The following is a 15,342-nucleotide window of genomic DNA, read 5'->3' as shown; positions in this document are numbered from 1 at the left end:
TCAGTGCACGTCAGGCCGGTTTCTCGCGCGGCTCGCTTCGTCCCAACGATGCGCGGTGGGTCTGCCCGGGTGACCCGGGGGACCGGGTCCGATAGTGCCAAATCCGAGCGCTCGACGCACACCGGCTCCGCCGCCGGAGCGGCGCACCGGACCCCACGGCCCGCCCTCCGCCCGCCCGGGTAGCATCGGATCCCGTGCATCCCCCCCGCGCCAACCGGTCCTACCGCAACGTCGCCCGCGTCCTGCGCCCCGTGCTGTACGCGATCACGCGCCGCGACTGGCGCGGGGCCGAGCACCTCCCGGCCGGGACCGGCTTCATCGCCGCCGGGAACCACATGACCAACGTCGACCCGGTGACCTTCGCGCACTACCTGTACGACCACGGCGTCGCGCCGAAGATCCTGGCCAAGTCGTCGCTGTTCACCGTGCCCGTCCTCGGGTGGGTGCTGCGCACGTCCGGGCAGATCCCGGTCTACCGGAACACGTCGAAGGCCGGCGACTCCCTGCGCGCGGCCGAGCAGGCGCTGGCCGAGGGCGAGTGCGTCGCCGTGTTCCCCGAGGGCACCCTCACCCGCGACCCCGACCTGTGGCCGATGGTGGCCAAGACCGGCGTCGCGCGGCTCGCGCTCACCTCCCGCGCGCCCGTCGTCCCGATCGCGCAGTGGGGTGCGCAGGACCTGCTCGGGCGGTACAAGAAGCTGTTCAAGCCGATCCCGCCGAAGCGGGTCACCGTCGTCGCCGGCCCGCCCGTCGACCTGTCGGACCTGTACGACCGCCCGCTGGACGCCGCGACCCTGCGCGAGGCGACGGCCCGCGTCATGGCCGCGATCACCGCCCTCCTCGCCGACGTCCGGGGTGAGGCGCCGCCCGCCCAGCCCTACGACATGCGGCGTCCGGGCGGCGCGCCGACGGACCTCGCGTGACCCGCGCGGCCGTCCTCGGGGCCGGCGCCTGGGGCACGACCTTCGCCGCCGTCCTCGCCGACGCCGGCTGCGACGTCACGGTCTGGGGCCGGGACGCCGCCGTGTGCGAGGCGATCACCCGGGACCACCGCAACGAGCGCTACCTGCCCGGGATCGACCTGCCCGAGCGCGTCACGGGGGAGGCCGACCCGGCCGTGGCCGTCGCCGGGGCGGACGTCGTCGCGGTCGCCGTGCCGTCGCAGTCGGCACGCGCCGTCCTCACCCCGCTCGCCGGCGCGCTCGCGCCGGGCGCCGTCGCCGTGTCGCTGATGAAGGGCGTCGAGCTCGCCACCGACCGCCGGATGAGCGAGGTCATGGGCGAGGCGCTCGGCCTGCCCGCCGCGCGCCTCGCCGTGCTGTCCGGGCCGAACCTGGCCGCCGAGATCGCCGCGCGCCAGCCGACCGCCACCGTCGTGGCCTCGGCGGACGCCGGCACGGCCGAGCGCGTCGCCGCCGCGTGCGCGTCGGCGTACTTCCGGCCCTACACGAACGACGACGTCGTCGGGGTGGAGCTGTGCGGCGCCGTGAAGAACGTCATCGCCCTGGCCGTCGGCATCTCCCAGGGGCGCGGGCTCGGCTACAACACGATGGCCACCGTCATCACGCGCGGGCTGGTCGAGATCACCCGGCTCGGCCTGGCGCTGGGTGCGAAGGCCGAGACGTTCCCGGGGCTGGCGGGCATGGGCGACCTGATGGCGACCTGCGCCTCGCCCGACTCGCGGAACCACCGGCTGGGCCTGGCCGTCGGCCGCGGGCTGCCGCTGGACGAGGCCGTCGCGGCGACCGGCGGCACGGCGGAGGGCGTGAAGTCCTCCCGGTCCGTGCTCGACCTGGCCGAGCGGGTCGGCGTCGAGATGCCGATCACGCACGCGGTCGTGCAGGTCCTGCACGAGGGCCTGCCCGTGGACGCGCTGGCGTCGCTGCTGCTCGGGCGGCCGCGCAAGGCCGAGGGCGTCTAGCCGCGCAGCGCGCGGTCGAGGTCCCGCCAGAGGTCCTCGACGTCCTCGATGCCGACGCTCAGCCGCAGCAGGTCCTCCGGGACCGTCGGCGACTCCGTGGCGAACCGGCGGCGGCGCTCGATGCTCGACTCCACGCCGCCGAGGCTCGTCGCCGGCACCCAGAGCCGCAGGGCGGCCACGACCGCGTCGGCACCGTCGGCCCCGCCCGCCGGGCGCAGGCCGATGATCGAGCCGTAGCCGGCCATCTGCGCGGTCGCGCGCGCGTGCCCGGGGTCGCCGGGGAGCCCGGGGTGCCGCACCTCGACCACACCGGGGTGCGCCGCGAGCCGCTGGGCCAGGTCGAGCGCGGTGCGCTGGGCGCGCTCGACGCGCAGCGCGAGCGTGCGGATGCCGCGCAGCGCGAGGTACACCTCGAACGGACCCGCGATGGCGCCGTGCACCGTGCGGTAGCCGTGCAGCTGCTCCCGCAGCGCGGCGTCGTCCGTGAGCACCGCGCCGAGCACGACGTCGCTGTGGCCCGCGAGGTACTTCGTCACCGAGTGCACGACGACGTCCGCGCCGTGCTCGAGCGGGCGCTGCACCAGCGGCGTCGCGAACGTGTTGTCCACCGCCACGAGCGCGCCCGCGGCGTGGCCCGCGGCGACCAGCGCCGGCAGGTCCGCCACCTCGAGCATCGGGTTGGTCGGCGACTCGACCCACAGCAGCGACGTCGCGCGGCCCGTGGGCGACGCGGCCGGGTCGAGGGCGGCGACCACGGCGTCCGTGTCGGCGATGTCGACCTGCTGCACCTCGACGTCCGAGCGCTGCGCCAGGTCGCGGGCGTAGCCCAGCGTCACCTGGTAGGCGTGCCGGGGGAGCACCAGCCGGCCGCCGTGCGGGACGAGCGACAGCGCCGCGGCGATGGCGGCCATGCCGGAGCCGAGCACGAGCGCGGGGTGCGCCGAGCCCTCCAGCGCGCCGAGGGTCGCCTCGAACGGGCCCCACGTCTCGGTGTCGCCGCGGGCGTACATCATCTCGCCGGGCTGCGGCACGCCCTGCGACACGTACGTCGAGGACAGCACCACCGGGGGGTTCACGGGCGCGCCCTGCGCGCGGGCGGGGCGGCCCGCCGTCACGGCGAGGGTCTCGCGGGACAGGTCGGCGTCGTGCTCGTGCGGGGTCACGGGCCGCAGGCTACGCGCACGCGCGCGGCGTCGACGGTCCCGTCCCACCCAGCGGCTAGGCTGCCGGGCGATGTCCAGCCTCCCTGAGCCCGTGTCCGGGCCCGCCGCGTCCGCCGCCAGCCGCCCCCGGGTGCTCGTGCTGTTCGGGGGGCGCTCCAGCGAGCACGCCATCTCCTGCGCCACCGCCGGGGCCGTTCTCCGCGCGATCGACCGGGAGCGGTACGACGTGCTGCCGATCGGCATCACCCCCCAGGGCCGTTGGGTGCGCGTCGCCGACGACCCGGACCGCTGGGCCATCGTGGACGGCCGGCTGCCCGAGGTCGAGGCCGTGCCCGAGCAGGTCCTGCTCCCGCAGGAGGTCGGCTCGCGCGAGCTGCAGGTCATCGAGCCCGGGTCGCCCGCCGTGGACCTCGGCGCCGTCGACGTCGTCCTGCCGCTGCTGCACGGCCCCTTCGGCGAGGACGGGACGCTCCAGGGCATGCTCGAGCTCGCCGACGTCCGGTACGTCGGCGCCGGCGTGCTCGCCTCCGCCGTGGGCATGGACAAGCACTTCATGAAGGTCGTGCTCGCGGGCGCCGGGCTGCCCGTCGGGCCGTTCGTCACCCTGCGCGGCGACGACCTGGAGACCGACCGGGACGGCGTCCGGGGGCGGATCGAGGCGCTCGGGCTGCCGCTGTTCGTCAAGCCCGCCCGCGCCGGCTCGAGCATCGGCATCACCCGGGTCGTCGACCCCGCGGACCTGCCCGCCGCCGTCGCCGCCGCGCAGGAGCACGACCCGAAGGTCGTGGTCGAGGCCGGCATCGTCGGGCGCGAGATCGAGTGCGCCGTCCTCGGCGGCCGCGGCGGCGCGCGCCCCCGGGCGTCCCTGCCGGGCGAGATCGTCGTCACCGACGCGACCCACGGGTTCTACGACTTCGAGGCCAAGTACCTCGACGAGGCCGCGGTCCGGCTGTCCTGCCCCGCCGACCTGCCCGAGGACGTCATCGCCCGGGTCCAGGACATCGCGGTGCGGACCTTCGAGGCCGTCGACGGCGAGGGGCTCGGGCGCGTCGACGTGTTCGTGACGCCGGGCGGCGAGGTCGTCGTCAACGAGATCAACACCATGCCCGGGTTCACGCCGTTCTCGATGTACCCCCGGATGTGGCAGCAGAGCGGGCTGTCCTACGCCGACCTGCTGGACGAGCTGCTGCAGCTCGCGCTCGAGCGGCCGACCGGGCTGCGCTGAGGCGGTCGCGCGGGGGCCGGGGCGCGCGCGGGCGTCAGAGGCAGGCGCGGGCGTCAGAGGCAGGCGCGGGTCGCCTCGACCTGGGCGATCGCGGGGCTGAGCGCGTCGAGGAACGACGTCGAGCGCTCCGCCACCACCGCCGCCGGGACGTGCACCTCGACGGCCGGGTCCCGGCCGTACGTCACGAACGTCCAGTCCGACGACCCGGGCTCGAGCAGGGCGTCGGGGCCCGCGGTGGGGTCGGCGTCCGGGTCGGCCGTCGCGTCGGGGTCGTCCTCGGTGCCGTCGGAGCCGTCGACGCTGTCGGAGCCCGAGCCGGTGCCCGCGGGCTCCGCGTCGGCCCGGACCAGCCAGTCGATGCTGGTCCCGCTCGCCGTCTCCATCGTCACGCACTGCTCGGTCGTCGGGCCGGGCACCGCCACCCCGCAGCGCAGCGTCACCGGGTCCGTCGGGTCGCCCCACGCCCACGTCGCCTGGCTCGTCGTGCGGAGCTCGTCCAGGCCGTCGCCCAGCGACTCGGGCAGGGCCAGCACGACCCGGGCGCACGCCGGGTCCGCCGCGTCCGGCGCCACCGCCACCCCGACGGTCGACGCGCACCCCGCGAGCAGCGGCACGCCCGCGACCGCCAGCGCGGCCGTCCCTGCGGCGGTGCGGGCGGGACGACGGCGGGGGGAGCGGCTCACCGGGCCACGGTAACCCGACCCGGGCGGGCCCCCGGAACCCGGGCGCCGGGCTCCGGGCGCGACCCAGGCGCCGGGAGGGTAGGGGACACGTCGAGCGTGCATCCGCTGGATGCTCGCTCGACGTGTCGGTTGCTCGGTCGGGCTGCGCTGTCCCGACGTGCGAGGGGTTCGGACGCGTGGCGGGCGAAGAGTGCCGCGCGGCCGGCGGCGGGAGAGCTGGCCGGCGCGCTGCGGGCGGCGTCGCGGGCGCTACGGTGGCGGGCGTGACCGACCGCGCCGCGCCCGACTTCCCCGACGCCGCCGGACCGACGGTGGCGGACCTGTCGGAGGACGGGCTGCTCGCCCGGATCTTCCCGCACCTCCCCGCCGGCGACCGCACGCTGCTCGGGCCGGGCGACGACGCCGCCGTCCTCGCCGCGCCGGACGGCCGGTTCGTGGTGTCGACGGACGTCCTCGTCGAGGGGCGGCACTTCCGGCGCGCCTGGTCCACCGGCGAGGACGTGGGCTGGCGCGCCGCCATGCAGAACCTCGCCGACGTCGCCGCTATGGGCGCCTGGCCCACCGCGATCGTCGTCTCGCTCGTGGTGCCCGCGGACCTGCCCGTCGCCTGGGTCGAAGGGCTGGCCCGCGGGCTCGGCGCGGCGTGCTCGACCGTCGGTGCGGGGGTCGTCGGCGGTGACCTGTCCGGGGGCGACCTCGTGGTCGTCGCGGTCACCGTGCACGGCGACCTCGGCGGCGCCGCGCCCGTGCTGCGGTCGGGCGCCCGCCCCGGGGACGTGCTCGCGCTCGCGGGGACCGTCGGCCGCTCCGCCGCGGGGCTCGCGCTGCTCGACGCGGGCCGCCCGGACGCCGACCCCGCCGTGGTCGCCGTGCACCGGCGCCCTCAGCCGCCCCTCGCCGCCGGGCCGGCCGCCGCCGCGGGCGGAGCCACCGCGATGCTCGACGTGTCCGACGGGCTGCTGCGCGACGGGGCGCGCCTGGCGGCCGCCAGCGGCGTCGTGCTCGACCTCGGCGACCCCGCGGACGTGCTCGCCGACGATCTCGCCGCGGTCGCCGACGCGGCCGCCGCCGTCGGTGCGGAGCCGGTCGCCTGGGTGCTCGGGGGAGGCGAGGACCACGGGCTGCTCGCGACGTTCCCTGCGGGGGCGGTGCTGCCGGAGGGCTTCCGGCGCATCGGGGTCACGCGGCGGCCCGGCGCGGGGGTGGACGAGCGGGCGGGCACGGTGCTGGTCGGAGGCGAGCGGCCCGCGGTCACGACCGGCTGGGAGCACTTCCGGCGGTAGCGCGGATCGGGTCGTCTCAGGCACGATCGGGGGCGCGGTCGACGCCCTGTTCGACGGCGGACCGCAGCGCTGCGGGTCAGTGCGTGCGGTACGCGTCGCTGCGGTGCTCGACGGTCACGATCACGACGGTGCCCGCCTGCTCGTGGATCGTGTACAGGATGCGGTACGCACCACGACGCGCGGAGAACGTCTCGTCCAACGGCGGGCGCAGGCGCTTGCCGACCCGGTACGGGTTGTCCCGGAGCGGGCCGTACGCGAACTCGACGGCCGCCGTGGCCGCGTGCTCCGGGAGCCGGTTCAGCGCCCGCCTGCTGGTGGGCACCCAGCCGATCTCGTACCTCATGGAACGTCGGTCGCCGGGCCCGTCCACACCGGGCGCTCGAACGAGACCTCGCCGTCGGCGATCTCCCGGCGCGCCTGGCCGAGCTGCTCCACGAGGCGCTCGTCCCGCAGGACGTCGAGGGTCTCCTCGAGCGCATCCAGGTCGTCCGCGCTCATCAGCACGAGCTCTCGACGGCCGTTCCTGGTGATGGAGATCCGGTTGTGCGTGCGGACGACGTCCGCGGCGTACGCGCTCAGGTGCGCCTTGGCGTCCGACAGCGAGGTCTGCTCCATGGACCAGAATTCTAGTCCGAGGTGGCGGCGTCGAGGAGAAGTCGTGGCGAGGTCGTCGGGCATGCCAGGCACGCTAGGGCCGTGCCGCTCCGTACGGCGTCGCCGACGAGGACACCTGGGGACGGAGCACCGCTCCGGGGCTGTGGAGGACTCGGCGCCTGCTCGTGCTCCGGCGCGGACCGCGCGACGGGTCGGCCGCGACCGCGCTCCGTGGGTCAGCGGCGGCGGTACCGGACCTCGAGCAGGTCGGCGCCGCCGACGTCCTCGGTGCGCTCGGTGCCGTCGGGCTGGAAGCCGTGCCGGCGGTAGAAGTGCCGCGCGCGCTCGTTGTCGGCGAACACCCACAGGGTCACGGGGATCCGCGGGGGGACGTCCTGCATGGCGGTGCGCAGCAGCTCGCGCGCGACGCCCGAGCCCCACATGCCGTGGTCGAGGTAGAGGGCGTAGACCTGCAGCGCGGAGCGCTCGGCGTCCTCGTCGAGCGAGGGGCCGAGGGAGATGAACCCGACGACCTGCTCGGGCTCGACCGTGGCGACCCAGGCGCGGATGCGGCTGCCCGGGGAGAGGTCCCGTCGCCAGACCTCGGTCCGCCGGTCGACGTCGAGGGAGGAGAGGTAGCTGTCGGGGACGAGGCCCGCGTACGCGTGCTGCCACGTCCGGACGTGCACGTCGGCGATGCCGGCGGCGTCCCGGGGCTCGGCGGGCCGGACCGTGTGCTCGCGGCGCTGCTCGCTCATGCGCTCAGGGTGCCACACGCCGCGGCACCCTCACAGGGTGTTCCGCGCACCGATGGGTGCCGAGGGTGGATCGCCCCCGGGCAGCACGAAGGCCCGTGCGGGCGGAACCGCACGGGCCTTCGAGGTGAGTCGCTCAGACGGCGCGCTGGACCTTGCCGGCCTTGAGGCACGAGGTGCAGACGTTCAGCCGCTTGGGGGTGCCCGCCACCACCACGCGCACGCGCTGGATGTTCGGGTTCCAGCGTCGCTTGGTGCGCACGTGCGAGTGCGAGATGCTGTGCCCGAAGCTCGGGCCCTTGGCGCAGACGTCGCAGTTGGCAGCCACGGTCTTCTCCTGATCCGGTCATTGCACGCCGCTCGGGAGGAAGCCCGGGCGGCAAGTCCTGGTGGGTCGGTGGTGCCCGCACCGGCGGTCCGGAGACCTGTCCGAGGGGCGCACCTGTGCCCGGCAGTGGCCAGGCAACCGGACAAGACTAGCCCACGACCGCCGTGACCCTCAAAACGACGTCCGTCACACCCTCCTGGCGGACCCCCGGGCGGGCCGGGGCTGGGGACGACCGGGGTCCTGTGGGTCGCGTGCGGCAGAGTAGGTGCCGCGCGGGCGAGCGGCCCGCGGGGACGTCGGCGGCCGGGGTGCCGGACGACGACCGGGACGACGAGAGGACTGCGCGCGGACGTGGCTGGGCGACTCGGGGACGGCGGCGTGCTGCGCGACTGGCTGGACCGCGCGGTGCCCGCGCTCGAGGCTGCGCGCGAGCGGATCGACGCGGTGAACGTGTTCCCGGTGCCCGACGGCGACACCGGGACGAACGTGCTGCTCACGGTGCGCGGGGCCGCGGACGAGGTCGCCGCGCTGCCCGGGGGCGCGCGGTCGACGGCGGTCGGCGCCGCGCAGGTGGCACCCGGCACGGCGCCGGGTGCGGACGGGGCCGCGCTGCTCCGGGCGCTCGCGCGCGGGGCGCTGCTGTCGGCGCGTGGGAACTCCGGCGTGATCCTCAGCCGGTACCTCGGCGGGCTGGCCGCGGCGGCGTCCGGCTCGCTCGCGGCGGCGCTGGCGGCGGCCGCGGAGGCGGCTCGCTCGGCGGTGCCCGAGCCGGAGGACGGGACGGTCCTGACGGTCGCCGCCGTGGTGGCGGCCGCGGCGGCGGACGTGGCTGCGCGGGGCGCCGGGGACGCGGACGTGCTCGACGCCGGCGTGGCCGCCGGGCGCGCGGACCTCGCCCGGATCAGCGCGGCGCACCCGGTGCTGCGGTCGGCGCGCGTGGTCGACGCGGGGGCGTGCGCGCTGCTCGTGCTGCTCGACGCGCTGGCCGGTGCTCTCGCGGGCCGGCCCGGCCCGGTGGACGTCGGGTGGCTGGACGAGCACGGCGCGGCGTCCGACCCGGCCGGTGCCGGGTCCGACGTCGGGTGGCTGGACGAGCACGGCGCGGCGTCCGACCCGGCCGGTGCCGGGTCCGACGTCGGGTGGCTGGACGAGCACGGCGCGGCGTCTGACCCCGCCGGTGCCGGGTCCGACGTCGGTGCCGGCGGCGACGTCGGGACGGGGGCCGGCGTCGGGGCGGGGACCGACGCCCGGACCGGCTCCGGAGCCCTTCGCGGCTACGAGGTGGTCGCGCTGCTGCGGACGCCCGCCGACCGCGCGCCAGGAGAGAGCCCGGGCTCCGACGCCGCCCGCGCCGAGCGGCTCGCCCGCGGCCTGGCCGGGGCGCTGCGCGCAGTGGGCGACGCGGTCGCCGTGGTGGCCGGCGACGGGCTCGTGACGGCGCACGTGCACGCGGCCGCCCCCGCCGACGTGGGCGACGTCCTTACGGCCGCCGGGGCGCGGTGGACGGCGTCGGTGCGGACCCTGCTCGGCGTCGAGCGCGCGGTGGTGGCGTGCACCGGATCGGGCGAGGTGGCCGCGGCGCTCGCGGACGCCGGCGCGGTCGCGGTGCTGCTCCCGGACGGCACCCCGGGGGACGAGGGCCGCGACGCGGTGCGCCGCGCGGCGCAGGACGTGCAGGGACCCGTGCATGCCGGTCCCCGCCCCGACGACGCCACCACCCGGGTCGGAGAGCCGACGCCGGCTGCCGGTGGGGGCGGGGCGGTCACGGTGCTGCCCGGGGACCGCCTCGACGCGGCCCACCTCGACCCCCGCTGGATCGTCCCGGACGGCGCCAGCGACGACGCGGGGGTGCTCGCGGCCCTCGCGGCCCTCGGGGCCCCCGTCCCGGCCGCGGGCCCCACCACCCCCACCACCCCCACCACCCCGACGGAGGCGCGCCCGTGACCGTCCCGCACGACGCCGTGGTGCGACCGCTGCCGTACCTGGACCAGGACCTGGCCAAGCACGTCCCGGGCGCCGCGAAGAAGCTCGCGAAGCTCGGGCTGCACACGGTGGGCGACCTGCTGCGCTACTACCCGCGCCGGTACTCCCGCTGGGGCGACCCGGCGACGATCGGGCACCTGCGCGTCGGGGAGCACGTGACGGTGGACGGCACGGTCGACCGTTCGACCACGCGCACGATGCGTTCGCGGGGCGGCGTGATCCTCGAGGTGGTGGTGCGGAACGGGCCGCAGACCCTGCTCCTGACCTGGTTCGCGAAGCACCCCGGCGCGCTGCGGCACTTCGAGCAGCAGCTGAAGCCGGGCACGACCGGCCTGTTCTCGGGCACGGTCAAGGAGTACCGCGGCCAGCTCCAGCTGCTGCACCCCGAGTTCGAGATCGACGACCCGATGTCCTTCGAGGACGAGGCCCAGCGGCTGATCGAGTCGCAGCGGCCCCGGCCGGTCTACGGACTGACCGCGGGCCTGAAGAACGAGGCGGTGGTCGCCGCGCTGGAGACGGTGCGCCGCACGCTCACCGCCGAGGACCTCCCGGACCCGCTGCCCGACGAGGTCCGCGGCGGGATGCCGGGGATCCTGGACGCGCTCCAGGGGGTGCACCACCCCCTGGACGACACGGAGCGCAGGCGGGCGCAGGACCGGCTGCGGTTCGAGGAGGCGTTCGTCCTGCAGGCCGAGCTCGCCCGGCGCAAGGCGCGGTACGCGGCGCAGGCGGCGGTCGCCCGTCCGGCCCGCGCCGGCGGGCTGCTGGACGCGTTCGACGCGCGGCTGCCGTTCGAGCTGACCGGCGGCCAGCGGGAGATCGGCGCGCAGATCGCCGCGGAGCTCGCGGCGGACAGCCCGATGCAGCGGCTGCTGCAGGGCGAGGTCGGCTCCGGCAAGACGGTGGTGGCCGCGCGCGCGATGCTCCAGGTGGTCGACGCGGGTGGGCAGGCGGCGCTGCTCGCGCCGACCGAGGTGCTGGCGGCGCAGCACGCCCGCACGCTGCAGGCACTGCTGGGCGACCTGGCGGAGGCCGGGATGCTCGGCGGGGCGGAGGTGGCGACGCGGGTGGCGCTGCTGACCGGCTCGCAGGGCTCGGCGGCCCGGCGGCGGGCGCTCGGTGAGATCGCGGGCGGTGCCGCGGGGATCGTGGTCGGCACGCACGCGCTGCTGTCCGAGCACGTGCAGTTCGCGGACCTCGGCCTCGTCGTGGTGGACGAGCAGCACCGGTTCGGCGTGGAGCAGCGCGACGTGCTGCGCGCGAAGGCCGGCGGCGTGCCGCACCTGCTCGTGATGACGGCGACGCCGATCCCGCGCACCGTCGCGATGACCGTGTTCGGCGACCTGGAGACGTCGACGCTGCGCGAGGTGCCGCGCGGCCGCGCGGAGGTCGTGACGCACGTGGTCCCGGCGGACAAGCCCGCCTGGCTCGAGCGGACGTGGCAGCGCATCCGCGAGGAGGTCGACCGCGGGGGGCGGGCCTACGTGGTGTGCGCGCGGATCGACGCCGACGCGAAGAAGGCGGACGTCGACGGCGCGGACCTCGTGACCGACGTCCCCGAGGAGGAGGGCGACGCGCGTCCGCAGCGCCCGCTGCACGCGGTCGTGGAGGTCGCGGAGCAGCTGCGCGGGACGGCGGCGCTGCGCGGGCTCGCCGTGGGGGAGCTGCACGGCCGGATGACGCCGGAGGACAAGGACCGGGCGCTCGCGGACTTCGCGTCGGGCGCGGTGCCGGTGCTGGTGTCGACCACGGTGATCGAGGTCGGCGTGGACGTGCCGGACGCGACGGTGATGGTGGTCCTCGACGCGGACCGGTTCGGCATCTCGCAGCTGCACCAGCTCCGCGGGCGGATCGGCCGCGGCACGAGGCCCGGGGTGTGCCTGCTGGTCGCGGACGCCCCGGAGGGGACCGACGCGGCCACCCGGCTCGGGAAGCTGGCGGAGACCCGCGACGGGTTCGAGCTCGCCGCGGTGGACCTGGCGCTGCGCCGCGAGGGCGACGTGCTCGGGGCGGCGCAGTCGGGCGGCAGCTCGTCGCTCCGGCTGCTCCAGGTCACCGAGCACGCCGACGTGATCGAGCGGGCCCGGGTCGCGGCGCGCGAGCTCGTGGACGCGGACCCGGACCTGGTCGCGCACCCGGCGCTGGCCACGGCGATCCAGCACATGCTGGCGGGGGAGCGCGAGGAGTTCCTCGACCGGACGTGACGGCGGGCCGTCGGTCCCGGCGAGCGGCCCAGCCGCGGTGCGTACGCTGCTCCCCGTGTCGAAGCAGCCCGTGATCCGTGCCGTCGATCTGCTCGTCGGGTACGGCGGGGAGCCCGTGTGCGCCCCGGTCTCGTTCACCCTCCCGCCCGGGAAGGCCCTCGCGCTGGTCGGCGCGAACGGCTCCGGCAAGTCGACGGTGCTGAGGGCCGTGCTCGGCCTGCTCGAGCCCGTCGGCGGCCGGGTGGAGGTGCTGGGCCGCGCGGTGGACGAGCGCGAGGTCGGGTTCCGGACCCGGGTGTCCAGCGTGCTGGACGACGACGCCTACTTCCCGGCGCTGACCGTGGCCGAGCACCTGTACCTGACGGCCCGCGGGCACGGGGTGCAGGGCGCGGACGCGGTGGTGGACGAGCTGCTGGACGAGTTCGGGCTGGCGGAGCACGCCGCCGCGCTGCCCGTCGCGCTGTCCTCGGGCCAGCGCCGCCGCCTGCTGCTCGCCGCCGGGCTGGTCCGGCCGCGGTCGCTGCTGGTGCTGGACGAGCCCGAGCAGCGCCTCGACGTCGCGATGCGGGACCACCTGGCGCAGCGGCTGCTGGACGAGAAGCGCGCGGGCGGCTCGGTGCTGCTCGCCACGCACGACCCCGAGCTGCTGCGCGTGGTGGCGGACCGCGCGGTGCTGGTCGCGGACGACCAGTCCCGCCTGCTCAGCACCGCGGACGCCGTCGAGGCGCTGCGGCCGGGCGTGCTGTGAGCCGCCGCGGCCCGGCGCGCCCCCGGCGCGACCGCGGCGCCGACGACCCCGCCGCCGGACCCGACCCCGCCGCCGGACCCGACCCCGCCGCCGGACCCGATCCCGCCGCCGACCCCGACCGCCCCGCGGGAGCCGATCCGTTCGCCCCCGCCCCCGCCCTCGTCCCCGACACCGCCGGCGCACCCTCGCCGGCCGCCGGCTGGGACGACGTCCCCGCGCCGGCCGTGGCCCCGACGGACGGCCGCACGCCGGTGCCCGGGGCCCGGTCGATCCGCCGGTACACCGCCCAGGTGGCCCGCCGCCGGTCGGGTGCGGGCATCGGCGAGGTGCTCGGCGACGTGTACTACGCGGTGGTCACCTCGGCGATCGGCCTGGGCGTGGCGCTGGGCCTCGCGGGCCAGCTGCGCACGACGCTGCCGCACGTGCCGGACCAGGCGCTGCGCTCCGGCATCAGCCTCCCGACGGTCGTGGCGGTCGCCGCGTTCGTGGTGGCGGGCGTGGTGCTGTCGCTGAGCGCCCGGCTCGGGCCGGTGGGCGCGGGCGGCGCAGAGGCGACCTGGTGGCTCGGCATGCCCGTGGACCGCCGCGGCCTGCTGCGTCCGGCGTCGCTGCGGCTGCCGATCGCGTCCGGCCTGATCGGCGGGGTGGTGCTCGCGCTGCTGGACGGCGGCCTGCTCGCCGACCACGGCGTGGGCCACGTGCTGCGGCTGGGCGGCACGGCCGCGCTGGTGTGCGCCGGGCTGGCGCTGATGGCCGGGCACCTGCAGAGCCGCGGGGTGCCGCGCCGGGCGACCGCGCTCGCGGGCGACGTCGTGATCGGGGTGGCCCCGGTGCTGGCGCTGGTCGCGGCGCTCGCCGGCTGGCGGATCGCCGCGCTGCCGGACGTGCCATGGTGGGTGCTGGCCGTGCTCGCGGTGGCGCTCGCGGGCGCGTGGTGGTGGCTCGACACCCGGCTGGGCCGGATCCGCGGGCGCGACCTGCGGGAGAGCGGCTCGGTCGCCACGCAGGCCGCGGGCGCCCTGGTGTCGATGGACTCGCGCGAGCTGGGCCGGGCGCTGTCGGACTCGGCCGCGCGGCCGCGGCGGCGCCGGGTGCGCCGGATGCGGCTGGTCCGCGGGCCGGTGTCCGCGGTGGTGGTCGCGGACGTCACGGTGCTGCTGCGCTCGCCGCGGCACCTGGTGCAGCTGGTGGTGTCGGCGCTGGTGCCGGTGGTCGTGGTGATCACCCCGCAGCTCGCGGGCGTCGTCGGCGTGATCCTGGCCGTCCTGGTCAGCGGCTACGTCGGCATGCTGGCGACGGGGGAGGGTGCGCGCCGCGCCGAGATGGCCCCGATCGTCGACCGGCTGCTGCCGATGTCCGCGAAGGGCGTGCGCCGCGCGCGGCTGATCGTCCCGGGCGTGGCGATGCTGCTGTGGTCGGCCGCGGCGTTCGCCGCGGTCGGCCGCTGGGAGGGCGAGGTCGGGCCGTGGCTGCTGCTCGGCGTGGTCTCGGCCCCGGTGTGGGCGGGGGCCGCGCTGCGCGCCGCGTACCGGCCGTCGCCGAACTGGGAGGGCCCGCTGGTGGCGACGCCGATGGGTGCGCTGCCCGGCGGCGTGGCGGCGGTGCTGTCCCGCGGCCCGGACGTCGCCGTGCTCGGCATGGTGCCGGTCGTCCTGTCCGTCGCGCTCGGCACCGTGCTGCCGCAGGTCGTGGTGGTGCAGGCCGCGGTGTCGGCGATCGCGCTGCTGGTCGGGTCGAGCACCAGCACGAAGACGATGATGGAGCGCATGACGGACATGCAGGAGACCGCGGAGGCCGAGAAGAAGCGGGCCGGCCGGTGACCCGGGTCGTCGCGGGGTCGGTCGGCGGGCGCACGCTCGCGGTGCCGCCGTCGGGGACCCGCCCGACGAGCGAGCGGGTGCGCGAGGCGCTGTTCTCCCGGCTCGAGCACCTGGACGCCGTCGAGGACGCGCGGGTGCTGGACGGGTACGCGGGGTCGGGAGCGCTCGGGCTGGAGGCGGCGAGCCGAGGGGCCGCCCACGTGGTGCTGGTCGAGTGGGGCAAGGCCGCCGCGGAGGTGTGCCGGAAGAACGTCGCGGCGCTGGGCCTGCGCGGACGGGTGGACGTGGTGCGCGAGCGGGTCGAGGCGTACGTCGCCCGCCCGGCCGCGGCGCCGTGGGACCTGGTGCTCCTGGACCCGCCGTACGACGTCCCGGACGCGACGCTGGCCGAGGTGCTGGCGGCGCTGGTGCCGGCGCTGACCGTCGAGTCGGTGGTGGTCGTGGAGCGGTCCACCCGCAGCGCGGCACCGCCGTGGCCGGACGGGATGCACGGGTTCGACACCCGGGCGTACGGCGAGACGGCGGTGCACCTCGGCGCGCGCAGCCCCCTCGACGACGCGGCGCCCGACGCGGGGCCCGACGCGCCCGGGGACGCCGCCGTCGAGGACGCCCGGGGCTGACGGCGTAGATTCGGC

Annotated in this window: 15 protein-coding genes; 9 read left to right on the top strand and 6 right to left on the bottom strand. The window is 77.2% G+C overall.

The features are described from left to right. The first annotated feature begins 194 nt into the window (after nucleotides 1–194). A complete protein-coding gene (locus FS882_RS16100) occupies nucleotides 195–923 on the top strand; it encodes a lysophospholipid acyltransferase family protein (protein ID WP_158374499.1) in 729 nt (242 codons plus the stop codon). Further along, nucleotides 920–1,921, top strand: coding sequence for an NAD(P)H-dependent glycerol-3-phosphate dehydrogenase (locus tag FS882_RS16095; protein ID WP_158374497.1), 1,002 nt, complete (start codon nucleotides 920–922; stop codon nucleotides 1,919–1,921). Before FS882_RS16100 ends, FS882_RS16095 begins: the two co-directional genes overlap by 4 nt. Here FS882_RS16095 and FS882_RS16090 read toward each other — a convergent pair. Beyond that, nucleotides 1,918–3,084 carry a trans-sulfuration enzyme family protein gene (locus FS882_RS16090; protein ID WP_262348359.1) on the bottom strand — a complete coding sequence of 389 codons (1,167 nt, stop codon included), beginning with the start codon at nucleotides 3,082–3,084 and terminating at the stop codon, nucleotides 1,918–1,920. The genes FS882_RS16095 and FS882_RS16090 overlap by 4 nt on opposite strands. Before the next feature lie 70 nt (nucleotides 3,085–3,154). Here FS882_RS16090 and FS882_RS16085 point away from each other — a divergent pair, with 70 nt between their 5' ends. Next, nucleotides 3,155–4,309 carry a D-alanine--D-alanine ligase family protein gene (locus FS882_RS16085; protein ID WP_158374495.1) on the top strand — a complete coding sequence of 385 codons (1,155 nt, stop codon included), beginning with the start codon at nucleotides 3,155–3,157 and terminating at the stop codon, nucleotides 4,307–4,309. A 53-nt stretch (nucleotides 4,310–4,362) separates the two neighbouring features. Here the strand turns inward: FS882_RS16085 and FS882_RS16080 are convergent, their stop codons facing one another. Continuing rightward, on the bottom strand, nucleotides 4,363–4,992 hold the full coding sequence (locus tag FS882_RS16080; protein WP_187365336.1) for a DUF3515 family protein: 630 nt from the start codon (nucleotides 4,990–4,992) through the stop codon (nucleotides 4,363–4,365). A gap of 263 nt (nucleotides 4,993–5,255) precedes the next feature. On the opposite strand from FS882_RS16080, the gene FS882_RS16075 reads away from it, so the two are divergent. Then, nucleotides 5,256–6,275 (top strand): thiamine-phosphate kinase, encoded by a 1,020-nt coding sequence (locus tag FS882_RS16075; RefSeq protein WP_262348358.1) that lies wholly within the window; start codon nucleotides 5,256–5,258, stop codon nucleotides 6,273–6,275. A 76-nt stretch (nucleotides 6,276–6,351) separates the two neighbouring features. On the opposite strand, the gene FS882_RS16070 is transcribed toward FS882_RS16075, so the two are convergent. From FS882_RS16070 to rpmB, 4 genes are all read right to left on the bottom strand, one after another. Further along, nucleotides 6,352–6,618 carry a type II toxin-antitoxin system RelE family toxin gene (locus FS882_RS16070; protein WP_158374491.1) on the bottom strand — a complete coding sequence of 89 codons (267 nt, stop codon included), beginning with the start codon at nucleotides 6,616–6,618 and terminating at the stop codon, nucleotides 6,352–6,354. Next, the gene (locus FS882_RS16065) at nucleotides 6,615–6,890 is read right to left on the bottom strand and encodes a type II toxin-antitoxin system Phd/YefM family antitoxin (RefSeq protein WP_158374488.1); all 276 of its coding nucleotides are present in this window, start codon (nucleotides 6,888–6,890) and stop codon (nucleotides 6,615–6,617) included. The genes FS882_RS16070 and FS882_RS16065 overlap by 4 nt, the downstream gene beginning before the upstream one ends. A gap of 215 nt (nucleotides 6,891–7,105) precedes the next feature. After that, nucleotides 7,106–7,627 (bottom strand): GNAT family N-acetyltransferase, encoded by a 522-nt coding sequence (locus FS882_RS16060; protein ID WP_158374486.1) that lies wholly within the window; start codon nucleotides 7,625–7,627, stop codon nucleotides 7,106–7,108. 133 nt (nucleotides 7,628–7,760) lie between these two features. Continuing rightward, entirely contained in the window at nucleotides 7,761–7,952 is a 192-nt protein-coding gene (gene rpmB, locus FS882_RS16055) for a 50S ribosomal protein L28 (RefSeq protein WP_135974635.1), read from the bottom strand. A gap of 351 nt (nucleotides 7,953–8,303) precedes the next feature. Here rpmB and FS882_RS21100 point away from each other — a divergent pair, with 351 nt between their 5' ends. The 5 genes from FS882_RS21100 to rsmD are packed head-to-tail and all read left to right on the top strand — an operon-like array spanning nucleotide 8,304 to nucleotide 15,327. After that, on the top strand, nucleotides 8,304–9,896 hold the full coding sequence (locus FS882_RS21100) for a DAK2 domain-containing protein (protein WP_262348357.1): 1,593 nt from the start codon (nucleotides 8,304–8,306) through the stop codon (nucleotides 9,894–9,896). After that, nucleotides 9,893–12,139 carry an ATP-dependent DNA helicase RecG gene (locus FS882_RS16045; RefSeq protein ID WP_316043652.1) on the top strand — a complete coding sequence of 749 codons (2,247 nt, stop codon included), beginning with the start codon at nucleotides 9,893–9,895 and terminating at the stop codon, nucleotides 12,137–12,139. The genes FS882_RS21100 and FS882_RS16045 overlap by 4 nt, the downstream gene beginning before the upstream one ends. A gap of 55 nt (nucleotides 12,140–12,194) precedes the next feature. Further along, the gene (locus tag FS882_RS16040) at nucleotides 12,195–12,887 is read left to right on the top strand and encodes an ABC transporter ATP-binding protein (RefSeq protein ID WP_158374484.1); all 693 of its coding nucleotides are present in this window, start codon (nucleotides 12,195–12,197) and stop codon (nucleotides 12,885–12,887) included. Next, nucleotides 12,884–14,707 carry a DUF6297 family protein gene (locus FS882_RS16035; protein ID WP_262348356.1) on the top strand — a complete coding sequence of 608 codons (1,824 nt, stop codon included), beginning with the start codon at nucleotides 12,884–12,886 and terminating at the stop codon, nucleotides 14,705–14,707. The genes FS882_RS16040 and FS882_RS16035 overlap by 4 nt, the downstream gene beginning before the upstream one ends. Continuing rightward, entirely contained in the window at nucleotides 14,704–15,327 is a 624-nt protein-coding gene (gene rsmD, locus FS882_RS16030; RefSeq protein WP_158374482.1) for a 16S rRNA (guanine(966)-N(2))-methyltransferase RsmD, read from the top strand. Before FS882_RS16035 ends, rsmD begins: the two co-directional genes overlap by 4 nt. Nucleotides 15,328–15,342: the final 15 nt, after the last annotated feature.

Source organism: Cellulosimicrobium cellulans (assembly GCF_007679345.1).
Classification (GTDB): domain Bacteria; phylum Actinomycetota; class Actinomycetes; order Actinomycetales; family Cellulomonadaceae; genus Cellulomonas; species Cellulomonas cellulans_A.
The sequence above is the reverse complement of the archived record's forward strand: the minus strand, read 5'-3'. Positions and strand labels throughout refer to the sequence as shown.